Source organism: Croceibacter sp. (assembly GCF_002716225.1).
GTDB classification, from domain to species: Bacteria; Bacteroidota; Bacteroidia; order Flavobacteriales; family Flavobacteriaceae; genus Croceibacter; species Croceibacter atlanticus.
In genome coordinates, this window is the sequence record NZ_PAZX01000005.1 from 164,512 (window position 1) to 187,873 (window position 23,362).

22 protein-coding genes are annotated in these 23,362 nt (G+C 32.7%); 9 read left to right on the forward strand and 13 right to left on the reverse strand.

Annotated elements, in window-relative coordinates; all coding sequences use genetic code 11:
• Window positions 1-2 precede the first annotated feature (2 nt).
• From CL818_RS02705 to CL818_RS02745, 9 genes are all read right to left on the reverse strand, one after another.
• Window positions 3-965 carry a YpdA family putative bacillithiol disulfide reductase gene (locus tag CL818_RS02705; protein WP_272973970.1) on the reverse strand — a complete coding sequence of 321 codons (963 nt, stop codon included), beginning with the start codon at window positions 963-965 and terminating at the stop codon, window positions 3-5.
• A 2-nt stretch (window positions 966-967) separates the two neighbouring features.
• Entirely contained in the window at window positions 968-1,888 is a 921-nt protein-coding gene (locus CL818_RS02710; protein WP_272973969.1) for an alpha/beta fold hydrolase, read from the reverse strand.
• A gap of 4 nt (window positions 1,889-1,892) precedes the next feature.
• A complete protein-coding gene (gene rpe / locus CL818_RS02715) occupies window positions 1,893-2,552 on the reverse strand; it encodes a ribulose-phosphate 3-epimerase (protein ID WP_013188234.1) in 660 nt (219 codons plus the stop codon).
• Between the two features lie 203 nt (window positions 2,553-2,755).
• Complete coding sequence (locus CL818_RS02720; RefSeq protein ID WP_013188233.1) at window positions 2,756-3,619, reverse strand: sigma-70 family RNA polymerase sigma factor; 864 nt, start codon at window positions 3,617-3,619, stop codon at window positions 2,756-2,758.
• 148 nt (window positions 3,620-3,767) lie between these two features.
• Window positions 3,768-5,156, reverse strand: coding sequence for a dihydrolipoyl dehydrogenase (gene lpdA / locus CL818_RS02725; RefSeq protein WP_013188232.1), 1,389 nt, complete (start codon window positions 5,154-5,156; stop codon window positions 3,768-3,770).
• A gap of 119 nt (window positions 5,157-5,275) precedes the next feature.
• Complete coding sequence (locus CL818_RS02730) at window positions 5,276-5,815, reverse strand: collagen-like protein (RefSeq protein ID WP_219360060.1); 540 nt, start codon at window positions 5,813-5,815, stop codon at window positions 5,276-5,278.
• Between the two features lie 93 nt (window positions 5,816-5,908).
• Complete coding sequence (msrB, locus tag CL818_RS02735) at window positions 5,909-6,304, reverse strand: peptide-methionine (R)-S-oxide reductase MsrB (RefSeq protein ID WP_219360061.1); 396 nt, start codon at window positions 6,302-6,304, stop codon at window positions 5,909-5,911.
• 8 nt (window positions 6,305-6,312) lie between these two features.
• Window positions 6,313-6,798, reverse strand: a complete 486-nt coding sequence (gene msrB, locus CL818_RS02740) for a peptide-methionine (R)-S-oxide reductase MsrB (protein ID WP_219360062.1) — start codon at window positions 6,796-6,798, stop codon at window positions 6,313-6,315.
• Window positions 6,799-6,881: 83 nt separating this feature from the next.
• Complete coding sequence (locus tag CL818_RS02745) at window positions 6,882-7,748, reverse strand: alpha/beta hydrolase (RefSeq protein ID WP_286971429.1); 867 nt, start codon at window positions 7,746-7,748, stop codon at window positions 6,882-6,884.
• Between the two features lie 545 nt (window positions 7,749-8,293).
• On the opposite strand from CL818_RS02745, the gene CL818_RS02750 reads away from it, so the two are divergent.
• Together CL818_RS02750 and CL818_RS02755 are read left to right on the forward strand one after the other, a co-directional pair.
• Complete coding sequence (locus tag CL818_RS02750) at window positions 8,294-9,118, forward strand: M48 family metallopeptidase (protein ID WP_286971431.1); 825 nt, start codon at window positions 8,294-8,296, stop codon at window positions 9,116-9,118.
• Window positions 9,119-9,178: 60 nt separating this feature from the next.
• Entirely contained in the window at window positions 9,179-10,504 is a 1,326-nt protein-coding gene (locus tag CL818_RS02755) for an MFS transporter (RefSeq protein WP_286971433.1), read from the forward strand.
• Window positions 10,505-11,903: 1,399 nt separating this feature from the next.
• On the opposite strand, the gene CL818_RS02765 is transcribed toward CL818_RS02755, so the two are convergent.
• Window positions 11,904-12,764 (reverse strand): OmpA/MotB family protein, encoded by an 861-nt coding sequence (locus tag CL818_RS02765; RefSeq protein WP_286971436.1) that lies wholly within the window; start codon window positions 12,762-12,764, stop codon window positions 11,904-11,906.
• 84 nt (window positions 12,765-12,848) lie between these two features.
• A complete protein-coding gene (locus tag CL818_RS02770) occupies window positions 12,849-13,841 on the reverse strand; it encodes a glycosyltransferase family 2 protein (RefSeq protein ID WP_286971437.1) in 993 nt (330 codons plus the stop codon).
• A gap of 106 nt (window positions 13,842-13,947) precedes the next feature.
• Here CL818_RS02770 and CL818_RS02775 point away from each other — a divergent pair, with 106 nt between their 5' ends.
• From CL818_RS02775 to CL818_RS02795, 5 genes are all read left to right on the forward strand, one after another.
• A complete protein-coding gene (locus CL818_RS02775; RefSeq protein WP_286971438.1) occupies window positions 13,948-14,703 on the forward strand; it encodes a LytR/AlgR family response regulator transcription factor in 756 nt (251 codons plus the stop codon).
• A gap of 4 nt (window positions 14,704-14,707) precedes the next feature.
• Window positions 14,708-15,799, forward strand: a complete 1,092-nt coding sequence (locus tag CL818_RS02780) for a glycosyltransferase (protein WP_286971439.1) — start codon at window positions 14,708-14,710, stop codon at window positions 15,797-15,799.
• 197 nt (window positions 15,800-15,996) lie between these two features.
• The gene (locus CL818_RS02785; RefSeq protein ID WP_148232866.1) at window positions 15,997-17,154 is read left to right on the forward strand and encodes an O-antigen ligase family protein; all 1,158 of its coding nucleotides are present in this window, start codon (window positions 15,997-15,999) and stop codon (window positions 17,152-17,154) included.
• Window positions 17,099-18,109 carry a glycosyltransferase family 4 protein gene (locus CL818_RS02790; RefSeq protein ID WP_272973961.1) on the forward strand — a complete coding sequence of 337 codons (1,011 nt, stop codon included), beginning with the start codon at window positions 17,099-17,101 and terminating at the stop codon, window positions 18,107-18,109. The genes CL818_RS02785 and CL818_RS02790 overlap by 56 nt, the downstream gene beginning before the upstream one ends.
• A gap of 30 nt (window positions 18,110-18,139) precedes the next feature.
• On the forward strand, window positions 18,140-19,534 hold the full coding sequence (locus CL818_RS02795; RefSeq protein ID WP_272973960.1) for a sugar transferase: 1,395 nt from the start codon (window positions 18,140-18,142) through the stop codon (window positions 19,532-19,534).
• Window positions 19,535-19,543: 9 nt separating this feature from the next.
• Here the strand turns inward: CL818_RS02795 and lnt are convergent, their stop codons facing one another.
• Together lnt and CL818_RS02805 are read right to left on the reverse strand one after the other, a co-directional pair.
• A complete protein-coding gene (gene lnt, locus CL818_RS02800) occupies window positions 19,544-21,127 on the reverse strand; it encodes an apolipoprotein N-acyltransferase (RefSeq protein ID WP_272973959.1) in 1,584 nt (527 codons plus the stop codon).
• Window positions 21,128-21,172: 45 nt separating this feature from the next.
• The gene (locus tag CL818_RS02805; RefSeq protein WP_219360068.1) at window positions 21,173-22,279 is read right to left on the reverse strand and encodes a putative type IX sorting system protein PorV2; all 1,107 of its coding nucleotides are present in this window, start codon (window positions 22,277-22,279) and stop codon (window positions 21,173-21,175) included.
• A gap of 131 nt (window positions 22,280-22,410) precedes the next feature.
• Here CL818_RS02805 and CL818_RS02810 point away from each other — a divergent pair, with 131 nt between their 5' ends.
• Both CL818_RS02810 and CL818_RS02815 read left to right on the forward strand, forming a co-directional pair.
• Complete coding sequence (locus CL818_RS02810) at window positions 22,411-23,151, forward strand: CDP-alcohol phosphatidyltransferase family protein (protein WP_286971440.1); 741 nt, start codon at window positions 22,411-22,413, stop codon at window positions 23,149-23,151.
• Window positions 23,144-23,329, forward strand: a complete 186-nt coding sequence (locus CL818_RS02815; protein WP_013188213.1) for a hypothetical protein — start codon at window positions 23,144-23,146, stop codon at window positions 23,327-23,329. Before CL818_RS02810 ends, CL818_RS02815 begins: the two co-directional genes overlap by 8 nt.
• Window positions 23,330-23,362: the final 33 nt, after the last annotated feature.

Consider the following 23,362-nt stretch of genomic DNA (forward strand, 5'->3'; position numbering starts at 1 on the left):
TCTTATTTTTTAATAATATCTTCTACAATCATCTTTGCATGTATACGTGAGTTTTCTATAAACCATTTATGAGTTTCCATACCACCACAGATAACTCCTGCAAGATAAACGCCTTTTACATTTGTTTCCATAGTTTCTGGATTATGTTCAGGAATGCGTCTTTTATCATTAGATAAATTAATACCTACATCTTTCAGAAACTTAAAGTTTGGTTGGTAACCAGTTAGTGCTAACACAAAATCATTGTTTAATGTTTTATGAGTACCGTTGTGGTTTATATCAACTTCTGTTTCTCGTATCTCAGTAAGTTCTGCATTAAAATACGCAGTAATGCTTCCTTCTTCTATTCTGTTTTCTATATCTGGTTTCACCCAATATTTTACACGGTCGCCAATACTGTCTCCTCTAACAATCATAGTAACGTCTCCACCTTTTCTGTAAATCTCTAGCGCTGCATCTACAGAAGAGTTGCTGGCACCTACAACAACAGTATTTGTTGCTGCATAAAAATGTGGGTTTCCATAATAGTGAGAAACTTTATTTAAGTCTTCACCAGGAATATTAAGAGGATTTGGGATATCATAAAAACCAGTTGCTATAATTACATGCTTAGTAATATATGTTGCCTTTGTAGTTTCTACAGAATGTAATTTGCCTGAAGTAATATTTGTGACCCTTTCAAAAAGATTTATAGTTAACTCTTTTGAAGTTGCAATGCGCCTGTAATATTCTAAGGCTTCTTCTTTGGTAGGTTTTGCATTAGCACTTATAAATGGAATGTTATGTAGCTCAAGCTTTTCAGACGTTGAGAAAAATGTCATATTAGTAGGGTAGTGGTAAAGAGAGTTTACCAAGGGTCCTTTTTCTAATATACAATACGACAGTCCCTTTTCTTTGGCCTGTAAACCACAAGCAATACCAATGGGACCACCACCAACAATTATAATGTCATATGTGTCTTGCAAAATTATAAGTTTTTTATAAAAGTATTAATAGCGTTAAAATAAGCTGTCTTAGCATCTAACCAACCATAATGTTTGCAATTCTCTAAAATTACTAGTTCAGAATTTGGTATAAGATTATGGGCATGCTCAGGTATAGATAGTCCTACAACATCATCCTTACCATGCAGTATTAACACTGGTTTTTTAAATGTTTTAAAAAATGAAGCTGTACTAAATTCAATACGCCTTAAATCTTGCCAGACCAAACTGTTTATTGCTCTATTACCTTGTGTTAGTCTCTTAGCTACAATAGGTATGTAAGTTGAATTATATACATATGCTGGTGCTAAAAATTTACCTCTGTTATATGTTGTTGCATAAGACGCATCGCCATTAGAAATCTTACGGGTATAATAATCTAACGAATCTCTTTGTGTTTGGGAAAGACTTCCTCTTATATCTAAACGCTCTATTATAGTGAGATCTAATCCTCCAGATGAAGATTGTATTAATGCAGAAACGTGTTCAGGATATTTTGCTGTATAATAATATGCCAGCATACCACCAAAGGAATGTCCCAATACTGTCCATTGGTCAATATTTAAATGACAGCGTAATACCTCAATATCTTCAGCCATAGCATTTATGGTTATGGTTTCTGAATTTATGTCGTGTAAGGTAGATAAGCCAGTACCTCTTTGATCGTAAAGGATAACAGAATTGGTTTTGGAAAGTTCTTCAGCTAAAGGTTTAAATCCTTGTGAATTCATTCCTGGTCCTCCGTTAATTATTAAAATTGGAGAACCTTCACCATAAATTTGATAATGTAGTTTGCCAGAGTTAACATCTAAAATAACATCTGTATGTTGAGAATGTAGCATACCTACATTACCAAAAACCATCATAGCAATAATGATTATAGATAATCTAGGTATGTTAACCATTGTTTTAATTTACCTGAGCTTTTAAATCTTTAATAGTTTTTAAAGGGTCTGAAGATCCAAATACATAGCTTCCTGCCACAAGTACATCTGCGCCTGCATTTACCAATTCTTTGGCATTTTTATTAGTAACGCCACCATCAATCTCTATAAGAGTTTCGGCATTATTATTAAGGATAATTTCTTTTAACCTTGTTACCTTCTTGTAAGTGTTTTCAATAAAGCTTTGTCCTCCAAAACCTGGATTTACACTCATAATACAAACAACATCTATATCGTTTATAATATCTTCTAATAAATCTACAGGAGTATGTGGGTTAATTGCAACACCAGCTTTCATGCCTTCGGCTTTAATGGCTTGTAGTGTTCTGTGCAAATGGGTACAAGCTTCGTAATGCACTGTAAGTACATTGCTACCAAGTTCTGCAAATGTTTTAATATAGCGATCTGGATCTACAATCATTAAATGCACATCAATAGTTTTATTGGCGTGTTTATTAATTGCTTTTAAAACGGGCATACCAAATGATATGTTTGGGACAAAAACACCATCCATAATATCTATATGAAACCAATCTGCATCTGAGTTGTTTACAAGTTCTATATCACGTTGAAGGTTAGCAAAATCTGCAGCTAAAATTGAAGGAGCAATACGTTTTTGAGACATGTTATAAGTTTTTTGCAAAGGTAACCAATAATATAAATGTTGAAGCTGTTGTGAGTTTAAGAATACTCTTAAAATGAGAAAACCTCCGGTAATCAGCCGGAGGTCATTCATCAATCAAAAAACGAACAGTATGTTATTGTAGAAACAATAAACTGAATACTGTCGTATCGTTAAATATTTTAGATTTAGCGAAGATAAGGAATTTAGCCTAAATAGGTTTTTAAGATCTTACTTCTAGATGTATGCTTTAAACGTCTTGTGGCTTTTTCCTTTATTTGGCGAACACGCTCTCTAGTAAGCTCGAAGGTTTCTCCAATCTCCTCAAGTGTTAGCGGTTGCTGTTGTCCTAAACCAAAATACAGTCTTATAACATCTGCCTCTCTAGGTGTAAGTGTTTCTAATGCTCTATCTATTTCAGTTTGTAATGACTCAACTAAAAGGTCTTTTTCTGGGTTTGGTGATTCTCCAAATTTTAAGACATCATAAAGGTTAGAGTCTTCACCATCTACTAAAGGCGCATCCATTGAAAGGTGGCGACCAGAGTTTTTAAGAGATTCTTTTACTTCAGAAATCGTCATTTCTAATTCTTGTGCAATTTCTTCTGGAGTAGGTGGTCTTTGGTTAGACTGCTCCAAATACGCATACATCTTGTTAATCTTATTAATAGATCCAATTTTGTTAAGAGGTAATCTTACAATACGAGATTGTTCTGCTAATGCTTGTAGGATAGATTGACGAATCCACCATACGGCATACGAGATAAATTTAAAACCACGTGTTTCGTCAAAGCGTTTTGCAGCTTTTATTAGTCCTAAATTACCTTCATTAATAAGGTCTGGTAATGTTAGTCCTTGGTTTTGATATTGTTTAGATACAGACACCACAAACCTTAAATTGGCTTTTGTTAGTTTTTCTAATGCACGATTGTCGCCAGCTCTAATACGCTGTGCTAACTCTACCTCTTCTTCGGCAGTGATTAAGTCTACCTTTCCAATTTCTTGTAAATACTTGTCTAATGAAGCGGTTTCACGATTGGTAACCTGCTTTGTAATCTTTAGTTGTCTCATGTAATTTTTTTAGATGATTGATGACATCTTGTTGTACAGGTTATACGTAAGAATAGAAAAAAAGGTTACAAAAAAGATTAATTTTTTTTGCATAAAAAAAAACCGCTTCCAAAATTGAAAGCGGTTTTAAATATGTTAAGTGTTTTGCTTATAGGTGTATAACCTCATCATAAGCAGCAGCAGTGGCTTCCATTACAGCTTCACTCATAGTTGGGTGAGGATGCACTGCTTTTAAAACTTCGTGTCCTGTAGTTTCTAGTTTACGTCCTAAAACAGCCTCTGCAATCATATCTGTTACACCAGCACCAATCATATGGCAACCTAACCACTCACCGTACTTAGCATCGTAAATTACCTTTACGAAGCCATCTTTTGTTCCGGCAGCACTAGCTTTACCAGAAGCAGAGAATGGAAATTTCCCTATTTTAAGTTCGTAACCAGCTTCTTTAGCTTGCTTTTCGGTCATTCCAACACTTGCAATTTCTGGAGTAGCATATGTACAACCAGGAATGTTACCGTAGTCTAATGCTTCAACTTTCATTCCTGCAATTTTTTCTACACAGATAATACCTTCTGCAGAAGCAACGTGAGCCAATGCTGGACCTGGCGTTACATCTCCAATAGCATAATATCCAGGAATGTTGGTTTGGTACCAGTCATTAACTAAGATCTTATCTTTGTCTGTCTTAATGCCTACAGCTTCAAGACCAATATTTTCAATATTTGTTTTAATACCAACAGCAGATAGTACAATTTCTGCTTCTAAGGTTTCTTCGCCTTTTTTAGTTTTTACTTTAGCCTTAACACCATCTCCAGAAGTATCTACACTTTCTACAGAAGAGTTGGTCATTACTTTTATACCAGCTTTCTTAAAGCTTTTCTCAAATTGCTTAGACACATCTTCATCTTCAACAGGAACTAAGTTTGGTAAAAACTCTACTATTGTTACTTCTGTACCCATTGCATTGTAAAAGTGAGCAAACTCAACACCAATAGCTCCGGAACCTACAATTATCATAGATTTTGGTTGCTTAGGCAAGTTCATTGCTTGGCGGTATCCTATAATTTTCTCACCATCTTGTTTTAAGTTTGGTAATTCTCTAGAACGAGCTCCAGTTGCAACAATTATATGATTAGCTTCATAGTCTTTCTTGCCATCTTTACCTTCAACAGAAATTTTCTTTCCAGTTTTTAATGTGCCAAAGCCATCTATTACATCAATCTTATTTTTCTTCATTAAGAATTGAACACCTTTGCTCATTCCTTCTGCCACATTACGACTACGTTTTACAACTTTAGTGAAGTCTTTATCTGGATTCTCAACACTAAGACCATAATCTTCTGCGTGCTTTAAATAGTCAAAAACTTGAGCACTCTTTAACAATGCTTTTGTAGGGATACAACCCCAGTTTAAACATACACCTCCAAGATTTTCTTTTTCTATTACAGCAGTTTTTAAGCCTAATTGTGAGGCGCGTATTGCAGCAACATAACCGCCAGGACCGCTTCCTAATACAATAACATCGTACTTACTCATATTTTCTGATTTTTTAGTCTGATTTTAAGGCTACGAATTTACGCAATATTAAGAGAAACAAAAAGCGATGCTCTGTAAGTTAGAGCATCGCTTTTTAATATAATAGATGTTTTTAGAAATTAGTTTTCTAAACCTTCTGTTGTATTGTTTCTGTCGTTTAAAGCATTCATTACAGCATTGTAATCTGTAACATCTACTGTTAATGCAAAGTCTGAAGGGACTACAACAAATCTAAAAATTTGATCGTCTGTATAACCGAAATCTAAGTTACTTAGGTCATAATTACCATCTATAAACAATTCTACATCTATAAATGTGTGAGCAGATACGTATTGTATTGTACCTTCATCTGTAAAAAAGTTTTGAGGTATAAGACTCCATAAATCTGCAGTAGACCCATCATTTAACCCAACTTGACCATCAAAACGGTACACTAAAATAGCGTCGCTTTCAAAGACTTCAATGTCTGAAGGGATATCGATAATTGTAGACCACAAGTTTGCATTTGCATCATAGGAGTAATTAATATTTTCTATTTCAAAAGTTTGACCTAGAATATTAACACCTGGTTCTCCAGATGGTCCTGGAGGTCCTGGATCTCCTTCGCAACTTGTAAATAAAACGGCTGTAAATGCTAATAAAGCTAATATTTTTTTCATCTCTAAGGTTTTGTGTTAGTTAAATTGAAATCAAATTCAATGCCAAAACTATTATTAGAAAAAGATAGCGCTACCCAAAGACTCGTTAAATTATTACTTATTAAAGTTTATACTAGCAGAATTTACACAGTAACGTTGTCCAGTTTCTGTAGGGCCATCATCAAAAACGTGCCCAATATGACCTCCACAGTTAGCGCATAAAATTTCGGTTCTAATCATACCAAGAGTTTTATCTTGTTTGTACTCAATAGCGCCATCAATAGCATTATCAAAGCTTGGCCATCCACAACCGCTTTCAAATTTGCTGTCACTATCAAATAATTTAGTGTTACAAGCAGCGCAATGGTATTCACCATCTTCAAAATGCATATTGTATTTACCTGTATGTGGTCGTTCTGTTCCTGCTTCTCTAAGAACATGGTATTGCTCTGGAGACAACTCTTTTCTCCATTCTTCTTCTGTCTTATTTATATTATAGTTAGTAGACATATAATTTTTTATTTAGTTGAAGGAATAAAATCTAAAGCATCACCATTTATACAATGGCGTTTGCCTGTAGTGTTTTTTGGACCATCATTAAAAACGTGTCCTAAGTGACCACCACAAACCGCACAATGTTCTTCTACACGTGTATAGCCAATTTTATTGTCTGTAGAGAAAGCAACATTACCATCTATTTCTCTATCAAAACTTGGCCATCCTGTACCGCTATCAAACTTATGTTCACTTTTAAAAACTGGTGTTTTACAAGCTGCACACACATAAGTACCTTCTTCTTTAATGTCTAATAGCTCTGAAGAAAAAGGACGTTCTGTTCCTGCTTCTCGTAGTATATGATATTCTTCTGAAGATAAAACTTCTTTCCATTCTGCGTTGGTTTTAGAAACCTCGTAAGTGTTTTCTGTTTTAGCAGTATCTTTTTTTTGTGCATTGCCACAACTCATTATAAATAGAGAAAGCGCAACTAATGATAAATATTTCATAGTATTTATTTTGTTTTTAAGTGTTGTATGATAAGTCGTGAAATGACTATGATACTTACGTTTTAAGTATTATCATTCAATAACTATTCCGTTATAAACGATGTAATTTCTTCAATGGTTTCAGGATGACCTAAAATACGTCTGTGTCCTAATTTTTCAGTAAGATGCAAACTGCCTTTATCTAAAACCGAATTAATTTCTTGTGCAGAAGAATAGTGTACATCTACATCGTCTTTATCATGAACTACCAAAGTAGGAATGTTTACATTTTTAGCTGAAACAGCTCCAGAATAATTATCTAAGTCTTCACCAAATTTACCATCCATATAAGACTTTAAATGAGTAGCAACTTCAGGTTTTAACCTCATATTTCTCACAAAATCTTTGGTTATATGTGTAATGCTGTTAGCTGTGCCAATAATGCTGAGTCTATCTAAAGGCAAGCCGTCACTTACNGCTTTAAGTAGAGACATNCCTCCAAGTGAGTGTCCTATNGCAAGTTGAAAAGGATACTTTTCATGAAGGTATTTTACAGACTCAATAAAAAATGGCATCATACTTATTTTTCCAGGTGCACGACCGTGAGCTGGAGCATCAAAACTAATAGTTGAATATCCTTTTTTTTCTAAAGACTCTGCAATTTTAGCTAATTGAGTACCACTTCCAGACCAGCCGTGGCACAATAATACTTTTTTAGGAGAGGTTCCATAATGAAAAACTACAATTTCACGATTAATTGAAGGTACAGTAAGTCGCTCAATCCTAGAATTATTATACATGTGTTTTTCTCGCTCAGGCATTGGATATTTAAATGGCGTGAGAAATAATTTAGCTGCAAANCTGCTTGCTAATTTNGGAGAAAAAAANTGTATTNNTTTTCCTATAGCTATAAACTGTTTTGGCATGAGTAATGCTTGAACAGGAACNGCGTCTTTNTTTGTTGTGGTCATGGATATACTTTATCCTAACAAATTTACTTATTTGCNTTGTGACCAAGTCTTAAATTTATCTTATTCAATAGTTATATTTANCTTTTTCTGTAAACCAACTTCAACTAATTNNCTGTATTTTGAAAGTGTAATATCTACTAAGCCTAGTTCAATCTTTGAAATAAGTTCTAGTTTGGTATTAGTTCTTTCTGCAATATCTTCTTTGCTTATTTTTTCTTTTTTTCTAGTAGTATTAAAAAGGACTCCGAGTTTAAATTTTAAAGATTTCTTGTCAANCTCATCTCGCTTAGGTGTTCCTTNTCTACCAAATCTATCTTCTATATGTTGTTTGTAAGATGTAGGTGTTTTTAAAGGGTTCATAATATTTTGATTTTATAAGTGTCTTTAATTTAATAAAATAGGCAGTGACTCTCAAATTTTAGCCTACTATTTGTCGATACGCTCTGTATTTCGNCGGTTTTAAGGTCTTTTATGACTTTTTATGATTTTCTTACAAAGTGTTATTGGTATCGTTTTTGTAATTTTAAGCCTATAAAAAATCAACTATGAAAACTAAAACAACTTTAATATTATTAGGAGCTGTAGGATTATTTCTTGCGTGTACNACTAATCCTTTTACTGGCAAAAAAACATTAGCGCTTGTGCCTAATTCACAAATTTTACCAATGGCATTTCAGCAATATGATGCTTTCTTGTCTGAAAACAATGTTGTGACAAATACAAGTGAGGCATTAATGGTTAAGAGAGTAGGAGAGAAAATTAAAAATGCTTCTGAAACTTGGCTTAATGCAAATGGATATTCAGGTTACACTTCAGATTACCGTTGGGAATATAATTTAGTGCAAGATGATCAAATTAACGCTTGGTGTATGCCAGGTGGAAAAATTGTTGTGTATACTGGTATATTACCAATTACTCAAGATGAAGCAGGTTTNGCTGCAGTTATGGGTCATGAAGTTGCTCACGCATTAGCAAATCANGGACAGCAACGTATGAGTGCAGGACAATTACAACAAATAGGAGCTGTTGCAGGAACTATTGCTGTAAGCGGAAGTAGCCAAGAAACACAACAAATCTTTGGTACAGCTTATGGTTTAGGGACTCAATTTGGTGTCATGTTACCATTTAGCAGAAGCCACGAAACAGAGGCAGATATTATAGGACAACAAATTATGGCCATTGCAGGTTACGAACCATTAGAAGCTGCAGAGCTATGGCAACGTATGAAAGCAAATTCTGGAGGACAAGCACCACCAGAGTTTATGAGTACTCACCCAAGCAGTGATACCAGAATTAACAATTTGCAAGCCAATGCAGATAACGCTAGGGCAGAAGCTAGACGATTTGGAGTTACTAGCTTTAAACGTTAATTCTTAAAAATATAATCTATAAAAGCCGTTCTATTTGAGCGGCTTTTTTATTTTTATAACATGCAAAACCTACCAAAAGGAAGTAAAAAATTGCTCAATGCTTGGGCGTTTTACGATTGGGCCAACTCGGTATATAGTTTAGTAATTGCTTCTGCAGTCTTTCCTATTTTCTACGGCGCCATTACATTAGTAAAAGATGAACAAACAGGTAAAATCTTAGATGATACCGTTACCTTTTTAGGCATCAATTTTAATAACGATAGTCTAATAAGTTATATTACNGCNTTAGCTTTTTTAGTGGTATCCTTCTTAAGTCCGTTTCTAAGTGGTATTGCCGATTATGTAGGGAATAAGAAATCTTTTTTAAAATTCTTTTGCTATTTAGGCGCTATATCCTGTATAGGTTTGTTTTGGTTTAATATAGATTATCTGTGGTTTGGTTTTTTATGTTACTTTTTGGCTTTAATAGGATTTTGGGCAAGTTTAGTATTTTACAATTCATACCTGCCAGACATCGCTTTTCCAGAACAACAAGATAAAATTAGTGCTAAAGGCTTTTCATTAGGTTATATAGGTAGTGTTATATTATTAGTTATTTGTTTAGCAATGATAATGTTTTACGACACATTTGGATTTGAAGATGAAGGCTTACCTACCCGNTTATCTTTTNTTCTTACTGGAGTTTGGTGGATAGGATTTAGCCAATACACCTATAAATACTTACCCAAAGGGAATAAGGCTGAAAAGAAATTAACTAGAGGTGTGTTATTTAATGGTTTTAAAGAACTAAAACACATTTGGATTAAACTTGGAGATAACATAAGATTAAAACGATTTTTAGGCGCTTTTTTTGTTTATAGTATGGCTGTGCAGACAATAATGTTAGTAGCCACTTATTTTGGAATTGAAGAATTAGATTGGGGAGAACAAAACTCTACAACAGGATTAATAATTAGTATTCTACTTATACANTTAGTAGCTGTAGTTGGTGCTACATTAACGTCTAGAGCCTCAGGTAAATTTGGTAATATCCCAACATTAATTGTAATAAATATTATATGGATGGCAATTTGTATATATGCATATACAGTAACTACTCCAAATCAATTTTATGTTGCAGCAGCTTGTGTTGGTCTTGTAATGGGTGGCGTACAAAGTTTATCTAGATCTACGTACTCAAAGTTGCTTCCAGAACACGCTATAGANACAGCATCATACTTTAGTTTTTATGATGTTTCAGAGAAAATAGGAATCGTGATAGGAATGTTCTCTTATGGTTTTATTGCTGAGCTTACTGGAGATATTAGGTATTCCATTATCACATTAACTGTATATTTTCTAATTGGTATTATTTTGCTCTTAAGAATTCCTAAAGCTTTGGGATAATCATCTTAATATTTTTTAATTATGTTTGTTATGACTAAAAAACATATGATGAAACACCTACTTAACTTAAAATGTATTTTTATTGCCCTAATTGTAGTTAGCTTTTCAGCTTGCGANAATGAACCTTTAGAAGGAGAATTTGCAGCTAGTGGCGGCGCAAATCTTACCTGTGAGCAAGCAGCACANGCAACTGTTTCTGCNGGACTTGCNCTTTCTGATGCTACAACAGAAAATGTAGATCAACTTTGTAACACTTATAGCTTAGCTATTGAACAACAAATTACATCTTGTGGAGATGAAACNGGTGTTTTACAACAATTATTAGATAGTATTGAAGACTGCTCTGCCTTTGTTGGTGGTGGTGGAAGTACNTCTGGNATNTTCGATTTTGATATTGTAGATGGAGATGCTTTTGAAGGTGTTTCAATTTCTGCCGTTAGCAATGAAGACGGATTGTTAGTTGATGCAACAGTAGGAACAAGACAAGCAGGATTCCAAATATTTAACCCAGTACAAGGCACTACATATGATCTNTCTGACCCAGATCAAGCTATATTNCTTTANGATACAGATATTTCAAATGAAGAGTCTGACGTTTTCTTTGCTATTTCTGGATCACTTACATTAAGTACTTATAATACTAATACAAATATAGCTGGAGGTAGTTTTTCTGGTGTAATGCAGGAATTTTTTACAGAGTCTACAATTACTGTAGAAAANGGAATTTTTCAAAATATTGAATTTTCTGTAGAAGAACCAGTAAACAGCTGTACAGCAACAATAGATGGTGCAGGATTTAATGCAAGTTTATTTCCAGTAGTATTTGTACAAGAAACAATACAGGTGACTTTTGATGATGATATGGGAAGACAGATCCGAATTATTTTTCCAGATAACATTATAGAAGGAACATATGATTTAGCTGCTACTCCAGAAATTTATAGTGCCACGTATACAGAAAGTGATGTGGATTATACAGGAGTTGAAAATAGTGGAAGCATTGTTATTACAAATGTAGAAAATGATGTAGTTACAGGATCATTTAATTTTGATGTCGTTAATGATGGTGACCCAGAAGATGTAATAGTAATTACAAGCGGNGAATTTGTTATAGATGTAAGCTTTTAAGTTTNACCTATAATTTTAAAAAAGCCGATAGAGTGAGTATATGCTCTATCGGCTTTTTTTATGCCTTAATTATTATTGGTTTTAAATATACAAGTAATGTTTTATAGANNNTTNATTCAACTTTAAATACCTAATTACTGTCTCTNAGTATTTTAAGTTTAACAACATTAGTTACACTNAAATTAGCATTAAATCTTAAACACAAATATTATAGCATAAAAAAAACCGACTCAAATTAATGAGTCGGTTTTAATAATATTAGGATTTAGAATTACTTCTTAGAAGCTTCATCCATACCTTCTTTTACCATACTGTAAAATTGGTCTAANTTAGGAAGTACTACAATACGAGTTCTTCTGTTTTTAGCTCTACCTTCTGCAGTNTCATTACTAGCAACAGGAATGTAGTAGCTACGNCCTGCAGCTGTCATACGCTGAGGTGGCACACCATACTCGTCTTGTAAAATTCTTACAACACTTGTTGCACGTTTAGCACTTAAATCCCAGTTGTCTTCTAAAACAGCATTCTTAATTGGCACATTGTCTGTATGACCTTCTACCATAAATTCAATATCTGGTTTAGCATTTACAACTGTAGCAACTTTACCTAAAACTTCTTTAGCACGGCTAGTTACGTTGTAGCTACCACTCTTAAATAATAATTTATCTGAGATAGATACATATACAACACCTTTTTCAACATTAATTTCAATGTCTTCATCTGCCATATTACCTAAAGCACCTTTTAAGCTTGTTACTAATGCAAGAGTTACAGAATCTTTTCTTGTAACAGCATCACGTAACGTTTTAATCTGTAAATCTTTTTCTTTTAAAGATTCTAAAGATTTTTCAAGGTTTGTAGCACCNTTAGTTGTCAAGGTNGTTAAGTTACCTTTNGTTTCAATAAGATCTGCATTAGTTCTTCTTAAGTCTGCTACCTGATCTTCTAAAGCATTTGCCTTAGCAGTTGCTCCAGCTTTTTCTTCTAAACAAGAGTTTAATTTTACGGTAGCCGTATTTAACCTGTCTTGCGTTTCCTGTTGCTGAGCTTCTAAATCAGCATATTTCTTCTGAGAAACACAAGAAGACAATAAAACCGCTGCAGATGCAGCAATAATCATTATTTTTTTCATAATTGTTTTAATTCGTTATTTGTACATCAAAATTATCAAAAAGAATGCCGACTTTCTTAGTATTAACAATACTTTAAGTAAAGATTATAGTTCCTTAAAGGATTGTTTTTTCAGAATAAAGTGTTTGTAAACTACCGAGTTAATTTGATGATATTTAATACTACTTTTTAATGCCTTTCGTTTCTTTAAAAATTTTGGTAGTTGNGCATAAAAGCTACCGTGNGCTTTAAGAATAGCAATAAAATGTTTTGGTTTTTTTTCAAGTAGAAATTTAAATCCTGCAATCCCATCTAAAATTAAACGAATTAAGATGAAGCCATAAACTTTAGGGCCAGCAACGTTTTTAATTAGGGCAAATAAGGTATTCCTAAAGTTAAAGAATGTTTTCTTAGGATTCATACTGTTTAATGTAGCACCACCAACATGATATACAGTGCTTTGCCCAGTATAAACTATGTTATATCCTGCATTTTTAATGCGCCAGCATAAATCAATTTCNTCTTGGTGAGCAAAAAAGTCTTCATCTAAAGCGCCTACCTCATGAAATACATCATTTTTAATTGCAAGGCAAGCGCCGCTTGCCCAAAATATNTCTTTAGTGTCATTGTATTGTCCATGGTCTTTTTCTAAGCTATTAAAAATACGACCTCTACAATAGGGATAACCTAAAGCATCAATATAACCACCAGCTGCACCAGCATATTCAAAGTAAGATTTATTTTTATAATCTAATATTTTTGGTTGTACCGNTGCTACGTTAGGGTTGCTTTTAAAACANGTTAAAATAGGAGTGAGCCAATGTTCTGTCACTTCTACATCACTATTTAANAGAATAAGGATATCTTCGTTAAGATGTTTTAAAGCATCATTATACCCTTTAGCATAACCGCCATTAACANCATTCTGTATTATTTTTACTGAAGGGAATAGTGAAGTTATCAATAAGATAGAATCATCTGTCGAGGCATTATCTGCCACATACACAGTTGCTTCTTTAGAGAAATTAACAACAGATGGTAAGAACTTTTCTAAGAGCGCTCTACCGTTCCAATTTAATATGACAACTGCAATCTTCAAAGGATAAAATGTTTAANGGCAAAACTACTTTAAAATATGTTATTTCTAAGTTATTACTCGTGTAATTGCAATTTTCTGTAGTTTAGTAACCTCTAAAAGTTTCCTTATGAATGTTATAATTATTGAAGATGAAAAACCATCTGCAAGGCGTTTACAACGTATGCTTGCCGAAATTGGAATCTCTGCATTAACAATGCTTCATAGTGTAGANGAATCAATCGAGTGGTTGAGTATGAATGCACATCCAGATCTTGTGTTTTTAGATATTCAACTAAGTGATGGNTTATCTTTCGAAATTTTTGATGTGGTAAACCTTAAGAGTGCAATAATCTTTACTACGGCTTATGATGAGTATGCGTTAAAAGCATTTAAATTAAATTCTGTNGATTATTTACTTAAACCTATTGATGAAGATGAATTAAAAGTGGCAGTTAAGAAATTTAAGACAACATTTTCTACAGCATCATCTGCATCAATAAACATGTCTGAGATACGACAATTATTAAATGTTGCTGAAACTGCTTCTTANAAAACAAGATTTACNTCTAAAGTTGGTCAACATATTAAAGTATTTAACAGTTCTGCAATTGAGTGTTTTTATTCTGAAAACAAAGGAACCTATCTTTTTAATACTGAAGGAAGAAGTTATTTAGTAGACACAACAATTGATGAATTATCAACCGATTTAGATCCAAAAAAATTCTTTCAAGTTAGTAGAAAGTTTATCGTGAGTTTTAAGGCAATACAAGATATTGTTAGTTATTCTAACTCAAGGTTAAAGGTGAANCTAAAAACATACAATGAGCAAGAAATTATAGTNAGCCGAGAACGTGTNAAAGAATTTAAAGCTTGGTTAGAGTAAGTATATGTCTAAATCTTTAAGAGTTCTTCAAATTATAGATACGTTAAATGCAGGTGGTGCAGAGCGCATGGCAGTACAAATAGCTAATGGTTTAGTTGATAAGACTGGCTTTTCAGGACTATGCTGCACTCGTGAAGAAGGTGTGTTGAAAGATTCAATTTCTGAAGGAGTTTCGTTACTATCTTTAAATCGTAAGTATAAATTTGACATACCATCATTGAAAACGGCTTTGCGTTATTGTAAAGAAAATAAAGTGCAAATTTTGCATGCACATGGAATGTCCTTTTTCTTTGCTATGCAGCTAAAGGCTTTTTACACNCATCTAAAAATTATTTGGCACGATCATAATGGGCAAAGAGTTAATCATAATAAAAAACAACATCTAATTTTAAAACTTTGCTCTTTTAAATTTTCACAAATATTATGCGTTAATGAAACGTTGAGCACTTGGTCTAAAATTAATTTAAATTGTAAACGTGTTACGTATTTGCCGAATTTTGTTCAATTGCAAGAGAACACTCGTCAAGAATTAAATTTAAAAGGTGAAGATGATAAACGAATAGTATGTGTAGCAAACTTAAGGCCTCCAAAAAATCATATATTTTTATTAAAATCTTTTGCTAAAACTAATTTAGCCAAAACAGGATGGTCTTTNCATTTAATTGGAGCTGTATATGAAGACGAGTATTTTGCTGAAATACAAAAATATATAGAGCTAAATAATTTAAAAAATTCTGTGTTTATATTAGGAATGCAAACTAATATAAATTCTCAACTTAAGCATTATGATATTGGTGTACTTTCTTCTAAGGATGAAGGCTTACCAATGGTAATTTTAGAGTATGGATTAGCAGGATTGGCAGTTTTATCAACACGCGTAGGTCAAATACCTAAGGTGATATTGAATTATGGTAAAGTAGCTGAAGTAGATTGCATACAAAATTTTTCAGAACAATTAACTTTGCTTGCTTCAGATAAAGAGTCTAGAATACAATTGGGAAAGTCTCTTCAGAAACATATTATTAAAAACTATTCAGGCTCATACATAATGCCTAGATTAATAAAATTATATACTAAAGCCATATCAAACCATTAAATAAAATAGCGTATTTACAGTTAATTATATTACATATAGTAATAGCGTTACTTATTACAATTTTACCTGTTCTTTCTAAGGTTTACTCTCTTGCGTCGCTTTTTATATTATTATTTCTGGTTGTAAAAAATAAAAACAAAAACAACGAGGTTTTAGTAGCTGCAGCATATTTTACATCTTGTGAAGTATTCTTGAGAATGACCAATGGTGGTATTGCTTATGAGTTTGGTAAATATGTTGTTATTGGGTTATTACTAATAGGTCTTTTTTATAGAGGTGCATCTTCTCGATCTGGCCCATATTGGTTATATCTTATCCTATTAACACCTGGAATTTTATTTGCAGCAATGTATTTAAATCCAGAAACAAACGTTAGGAATACAGTTTTATTTAATTTAACAGGACCTGTTTGTCTTGGTTTAAGTGCAATTTACTGTTATAGGCGTTCAATTAGTACGCGTAGGTTACAGCATATTATTCTTGCGCTGTTGCTACCGGTAATAACTATGACCGTTTACTTATTTTTTAATACTCCAGATATTGGAGATATTTTAGGAAGTACACAATCTAATCATGAAGCTTCTGGAGGTTTCGGTCCTAACCAGGTTGCTACAACTTTAGGAATAGGAATATTTGTACTTCTTACCCGCTTATTTTATATAAAGAATAAGTTCATTAATATTTTAGATCTCATATTGCTAGCATTAGTTACATATAGAGGTTTAGTTACGTTTTCGCGTGGAGGTATAATTACAGGGTTAATTTGTGCTATAGCTTTTGTAGGTATTTATTTTTTAAGAGGAAATATAAAAACTAAAGCGTTTTTAATACCGAGGCTATCTATAATAGCTATTATACTAGCAAGTACCTTTGCTTTTACGGCTATTAAAACTTCTGGGTTAATAACGAATAGATACACAAACAAAGATGCTGCTGGTCGTTTAAAAACTGATATTACCACTGGAAGAGCAGAGCTAATTACTTCGGAACTTGAAGCGTTTTATGATAAACCAATTACTGGAATTGGTATTGGTAAAATTAGAGAGTATCGCTATGAGAAAACTAAAATTCTTGCAGCTACACATAATGAATTTAGTAGATTATTATCTGAACATGGTATATTAGGTATTGTAATACTTCTTATTTTAGTATTAACTCCGTTACTTTACAGGTTTAAGAATAGGCGTAATAATTACTTTTATGCATTTTTGTTATTTTGGGCATTAACTATTAGTCACTCTTCAATGAGGATTGCAGCACCAGCATTTATTTATGGCCTCTGTTTATTAAATGTAACCTATGAAACATCTCCTTTACGTAGGAAACAAACTTCAGCAGCACGGTTACACACCTAGTGGTGTAGATGTTTATTCTAAAAAATTTGAAGAATTAGGCTTTAAGGTAACTGCAGTTTCTTCAATAAAAAATAAATATCTAAGACTTTTAAAAATGCTTTTTTCAATACTTAGATATAGAAATAGTGTTGATTTTATTTTAATAGATACCTACAGTACTCAAAATTTTTATTTTGCTTTTCTATGTGGTCTATTAGCTAAGCTTTTAAAGATAAAATACATTCCTATTTTAAGAGGTGGCAACCTACCACAAAGGCTTGTAAAATCTAATAAACTTTCTAATTTATTATTTAAAAATGCTCACGTAAATATAGCGCCATCAAAATATTTAAAAGACGCTTTTAACGTTCATAATTTTAATAATGTCTTATACATCCCTAATAGTATTTCTTTAAAAGATTATGAGTTCACTCCTAAACCAATTGATATTCCAAAATTACTTTGGGTAAGATCTTTTGTGAAAATTTACAATCCCAAACTTGCTATTAAAATTTTTAGTGCTATTAAAAGTAAATATCCAGAAGCTACACTGTGTATGGTTGGGCCAGAGAAAGATGGTAGTTTGCAAAATTGCAAAGCCTATGCAGAGCAGTTAAATTTAAATGTAAAATTTACAGGGCAATTAACAAAGCAAGAATGGAGAGAACTTTCAAATAATTATAACATCTTTATAAACACTACAAATTTTGATAATACACCAGTAAGTGTAATTGAAGCTATGGCTCTTGGTTTACCCGTAATCTCGACAAATGTTGGAGGATTACCTTATTTGATAAATCATGGTGAAGATGGAATATTAGTTCCTGCTAATAACCTCACACATTTTATAGATGCAATTATTTCCTTAGTTGAAAACCCAACAAAAGCTCAGGAATTATCAATACACGCAAGAGAAAAAGTTTCTAACTATGATTGGCAAATCGTTAAGCATAATTGGCAAAAACTCTTTACTTAAAATGTTATATTTGAATCCCAACTAAATGAAATGCCTAAACCTACAACTATTCATTTCGAAATATCTGAACGTAAAGTTTTATTAAGAATATTTGATGTTCTTTTGGTACTTTCTAGTCTTTATTTGGTTAGTGAATTGTTTGATTTAGAGTATTTTAATATAAGTGAAGAACATTGGGTGTGGTCTATTGTACTGTGTGTTTATTTACTTGTATTTTCTACTATATTTGAACTCTACAACCTTCAAAAAGCAAGTAATCTTCAAAAAACCGTCAAGAATATATTTGCAGCTGTTTCACTAACAGTATTACTTTATCTTTTTACTCCTTTTTATACACCTAAACTGCCTAGTAACCGATTACAAATTTTAGTGTTTTTCGGTATTATAACATTTACACTCTTTATATGGAGATTGGCTTACATAAAGTTAATTTCTGCACCTAGGTTTTTCAAGCGTATTTTAGTGGTAGGCGATTCTTTTGATATAGAACTAATTGCTGAGGCATTACAAAAAAGTGATCCTAACTATCAAGTAATTGGATATGTAAATACAGATGTTAATAATGACGAACAATCAGAATTTAAAAATTTAGTTCAGATAGATGTTAACGTTATAGATGATGCCATAAAGCAATATCATATAAATGAAATTGTAGTAGCAAGTTCTTATACAGAAGGTGTAATGTTGCCGCTATATAATAAGTTAATAACTCTTCTAGAAGATGGTTTCCCTATTAGAGAATATACACAGGTATATGAAGAAGTAACTCATAGAATACCAGTACAGCATATAGATAAAGATTTTTATAAATTTTTCCCTTTTAGTAGAAGTAATCAAAATAAATTCTACTTGTTTTATCATCGCCTTTTTGATGTTCTAGTTTCAGTTTTAGGTATTTTACTATCTACTATATTATTGCCTTTTATCCTCATAGGAAATTTAGTAGCCAATCGAGGTCCTTTATTTTACACACAAGAACGTATAGGGAAAAATGGAAAGCCATTTAAGATAATGAAATTAAGAACTATGGTTGTAGATGCTGAAGTTTCTGGGGCACAATGGGCAAAAAAAAATGATACTAGAACAACTCCATTTGGAAAGTTTTTAAGACGGTCAAGAATAGATGAAATTCCTCAGTTTTATAATATTATATTAGGACACATGAGTATTATTGGTCCTAGACCAGAACGACCAATGTTTGTGAAAGAACTATCATCCATAATCCCTTTTTATGAAACTAGACACGTTGTAAAACCAGGTTTAACAGGTTGGGCCCAAGTAAATACATCTTACGGATCCTCTTATGCAGACAGTCTAGAAAAACTGCAGTATGATCTTTATTATATAAAACACAGAAGTGTTTATTTAGATATAAGCATTGTACTTAAAACGTTAAGCACTATAATATTTTATAGAGGACAATAGGTTGTTAATTTAGACTTCACCACGCCTTCTTGTTATAGCGTATAAGAAAAGGAAAATTAAGACAAAGGCAGATGTTCGTGCTATATAATCACCATATTTTACATAAAATGTCATAGTATCATTTAGGGTAACAGTGCCTTTAAAGCTTCCTCGCTTCTCATATCCTAAAGTTTCTAAAACCTCTCCAGTTTCAGAAATAAAACCAGAAATTCCAGTATTAGCACTTCTAGCAATACTTCGTCTAGTTTCTATAGCTCTTAATCTTGCGTAATTAAAATGCTGCTTATGACCTTGAGTATTGCTCCACCATGCATCATTGGTTATAATACTTAAAAACTGAGCTCCGTTTCTTACGTAACCCGTTACAAATTCACCATAAATAGACTCATAGCAAATTATAGGAGCTGTTTTTATATTGTAATTTAAAGTAAAAGCTTCTCTATCTTCTTGTGTCGTTTTCATTGCTACTGTACCGCCTAAATCTAACATAACATCACCAAGTAGCGGTTTTAATAGTCCTTGATACGGAAAATTCTCTACGCCAACTACAAGTTTAGATTTATGATAAAGCTGAATATCTTTACTTGTATTCATCATATAAGCAGAGTTATAATCATCAAACCAACCACCTTTAGGATGACTGTTAGATTGTGGTGTTACTCTAGAACTTTCAGTAAAATAATCATACATAGAAATGCCAGAAAGTATGCTTAGTTTATAGTGCTTACTCACCATTGTTTTCCCAAATTGATAAGCTGGTGAATAGTTTATTTTAGAAAGTGGTGTATTATCTGCAAATACTGTCTCGGGTGCTAAAACTAAAGCCGTACTATCTGTAACTCGCTCTTCTGCTAAAGTAGTAAGGAGTGTTTGTATGTTGCTATCTGTAATGTTATATTTCTCGTTGTAAGGATCTATATTAGGCTGTAAAATAACAACCTCTGCAGTTTTAGTAGATGTTTTGTAAGTTTTTAAAATGATTACAGATACAAGTAATGGTAAACCTATACAAGCCATTAACTTTATCGCACCATTTAAGATAAGTTTAGTCTCTTTATATTTAAGGTAAAGCAACGTTGCTTTAAAGACAATAAAATTCCCTATCCAAACCCATAACGTTCCTCCAAAAGCACCTGTGTACTCATACCATTGAATCCACGATGTATATTCTGCAAATGCATTTCCTAAGTTTAACCAAGGCCAAGAAAATTCCCATTGTAGGTGAAGGTATTCAAATGATATCCAAAGCAGTACGAGAAATAGTGCGCTTTTCTTAAAATCTAATCGTTTGGTTATTTTGTAATAAAATAAAAACACCAAAGCCATTAAAAGTGTGTTTACTAATACAGCAAACCACATACCGAAAGGCGTAGAGTAGTAGAGCCAATACGTGCTTACAATATTCCAAATAAAGAATGATAGGTATGACAAACCTAAAATTAACCAGCCAGATTTTTTTTGAGATGCACTGCGTTCATGAATTACAATGAGTAATGGTACAAAAGCAAAAAATAGTAATTGTGGTATACCGTATGTTGGCCAAGCTAAAGCTAACAAAACTCCAGAGAGTAGAGAAAGTATGAGGTGTCTCATCTATTTAATTTGAAATCCTCTCAAAAATAGCAAAAGGTAATCCCATTACCTAAAGGAATCTAAACTTACCTTTAAAGAAAAAACGTTAGAGTAAAGAGCAGCACTTTGATCACCAATGTCTGTAAAAGCATAATCTACCTGAATACCTCTGTATTTAAATCCAACACCAAAACTTGGCTGAAATCCAATACGTTCGTCACCTTGAAACTCACCTTCAAAATCTGGATCATTTGGTGCGCCTTCTAAAGTTTCAATATTTTGAAAATTATTAACGCCACCTCTTAAGTAAACAAGGTTTATATAGCCAACTTCAAAACCAAATGCTGGAGAGATACTAAATGCTGAGGTTGAAATAATATCATTAGTTTCTGCAAAGCGCATATTTAAATCTAATTCTGCTTTTACATCAAAATCGTATCTAATCGTCATGCTTTTTGCAATACCTAATTGTAATTTTGGAAGCGTGATCTCTGTATTTTCAGGAAGTTCTTGGTTTTGGCCTTCTACAGCATTTTGTACAGTAGCATACTCTTCTTCATCTATACTCCAAGCATTAAATGTTGTTGTAATATCACGCGCCATAAAACCAAATTTCCAGTTGTTTCTTTCAAGCTGAATACCTGCATCTAAACCAAAACCCCAAGAATTTGCAAAGTCGCCAATAATACGGCGAATTACTTTAGCATTTACACCATAACTAAAACCAGGTATCTTTAACTGTCTTGCATAAGAAAACGTAAAAGCGTAATCTGCAGTTGAGAATAAGCTTATCCTATCATAATTTATGTTTCCTTGGTCGTCTATTAATTGTGTTGTGTTTAAAATATCGTCAACACCAAAGCGTATGACACTAAATCCAATTGCACTTTCATTATCTAAAGGTTTTGCAACCGCCAGGTAATCATAATTAGCAATGTTTGCAAAGTAGCTGGCATGCATTCCAGAAACTTCCCAATCTTCAATATTAACTAAGCCAGCTGGATTCCAATAACCAGAATTTACATCATTACTAAGTGCCGTAACAGCATTACCCATACCAAAAGCAGCAGCATCAACACCAATATTTAAAAATTCATTGGAGTATTTACGTGTGGTCTGTGCACTAAGTGTAACAGATACTAAAATTAAAAAGAAAGTAAAACTATGGCGCAATATGATGATTTTAGGCAAATATGCTGAAAAAAATACAATTCTATAACTCTAATTACGAGGCAATATTGCCTTTGGTTGTTATAAGACGAAAATACTTTGCTATTTTTACATTGTAACTATAATTATCCTAAATGACTAAGCAAATTCCTAACCTAATTACGCTATTAAATTTATTGTGCGGAAGCATTGCAACAATCCTTGCAGTACAAAACCATTTGGTGCTTGCAGCTTTGTTTGTAGCTATAGGTATTTTCTTTGATTTCTTTGACGGTCTTGCAGCAAGACTTCTTAATGCAAAAAGTGAATTAGGTTTACAGTTAGATTCTTTGGCAGATATGGTTACAAGTGGATTAGTTCCAGGCATTGTAATGGTGCAACTATTAAATAACGCTCTGGTATCTAAAGATGGTTTTTATGGNAGTTGGGATGTTGAAAATCATATTTTCGAATACCCGATGTTATCATTTATCGGCTTAGCGATTACGTTAGCGTCTTGTTANAGGTTAGCTAATTTTAANGTAGATGATAGGCAGACAGATAGTTTTATAGGATTACCAACACCTGCCAATGCATTGTTAGTTTTAAGTTTGCCGCTAATATTAGAATACCAACCTGTAGAAATATTTGTTGAGCTATTTACTAATATGTGGTTCTTATTTGCTTTTACAGTTTTAAGCTGCTTTTTATTAAATGCTAATTTAGAATTATTTGCTCTTAAATTTAAGAACTTCAAATTAGATGGAAATAAAACAAGATTTGGATTCTTGCTATTGTGTATATTGCTAATTGTGTTTTTAAAGTTTATAGCTATTCCAATTATTATGTTAAGCTATATTTTAATTTCATTCTTTAAAAAACCATCTCATGCCTAAAAAATCTTTAGTCCTATACGTTGTTATATTTATAGTAGTTTATTTTGGATTTAATTACTTTTTACAACGAGAAGTCTTTGCAGAGAAATGGCCTGCAATTTTAATTACTTCAATAGTCGCTGGATTGTTTTCTGGAGCTGTACTTTACTTTTTGTCTAAGAAGAACCGTAAAAAGTAATTATACATTTTGCTATGAGTAATATTATTTATT

Bases quoted from the DNA above. Each gene is read 5' to 3' on its own strand.
- CL818_RS02710 (WP_272973969.1), bottom strand. From the start codon at position 1,888: ATGGTTAACATACCTAGATTATCTATAATCATTATTGCTATGATGGTT.
- rpe (WP_013188234.1), bottom strand. From the start codon at position 2,552: ATGTCTCAAAAACGTATTGCTCCTTCAATTTTAGCTGCAGATTTTGCT.
- CL818_RS02720 (WP_013188233.1), bottom strand. From the start codon at position 3,619: ATGAGACAACTAAAGATTACAAAGCAGGTTACCAATCGTGAAACCGCT.
- lpdA (WP_013188232.1), bottom strand. From the start codon at position 5,156: ATGAGTAAGTACGATGTTATTGTATTAGGAAGCGGTCCTGGCGGTTAT.
- CL818_RS02730 (WP_219360060.1), bottom strand. From the start codon at position 5,815: ATGAAAAAAATATTAGCTTTATTAGCATTTACAGCCGTTTTATTTACA.
- msrB (WP_219360061.1), bottom strand. From the start codon at position 6,304: ATGTCTACTAACTATAATATAAATAAGACAGAAGAAGAATGGAGAAAA.
- msrB (WP_219360062.1), bottom strand. From the start codon at position 6,798: ATGAAATATTTATCATTAGTTGCGCTTTCTCTATTTATAATGAGTTGT.
- CL818_RS02785 (WP_148232866.1), top strand. From the start codon at position 15,997: ATGACCAATGGTGGTATTGCTTATGAGTTTGGTAAATATGTTGTTATT.
- CL818_RS02790 (WP_272973961.1), top strand. From the start codon at position 17,099: ATGAAACATCTCCTTTACGTAGGAAACAAACTTCAGCAGCACGGTTAC.
- CL818_RS02795 (WP_272973960.1), top strand. From the start codon at position 18,140: ATGCCTAAACCTACAACTATTCATTTCGAAATATCTGAACGTAAAGTT.
- lnt (WP_272973959.1), bottom strand. From the start codon at position 21,127: ATGAGACACCTCATACTTTCTCTACTCTCTGGAGTTTTGTTAGCTTTA.
- CL818_RS02815 (WP_013188213.1), top strand. From the start codon at position 23,144: ATGCCTAAAAAATCTTTAGTCCTATACGTTGTTATATTTATAGTAGTT.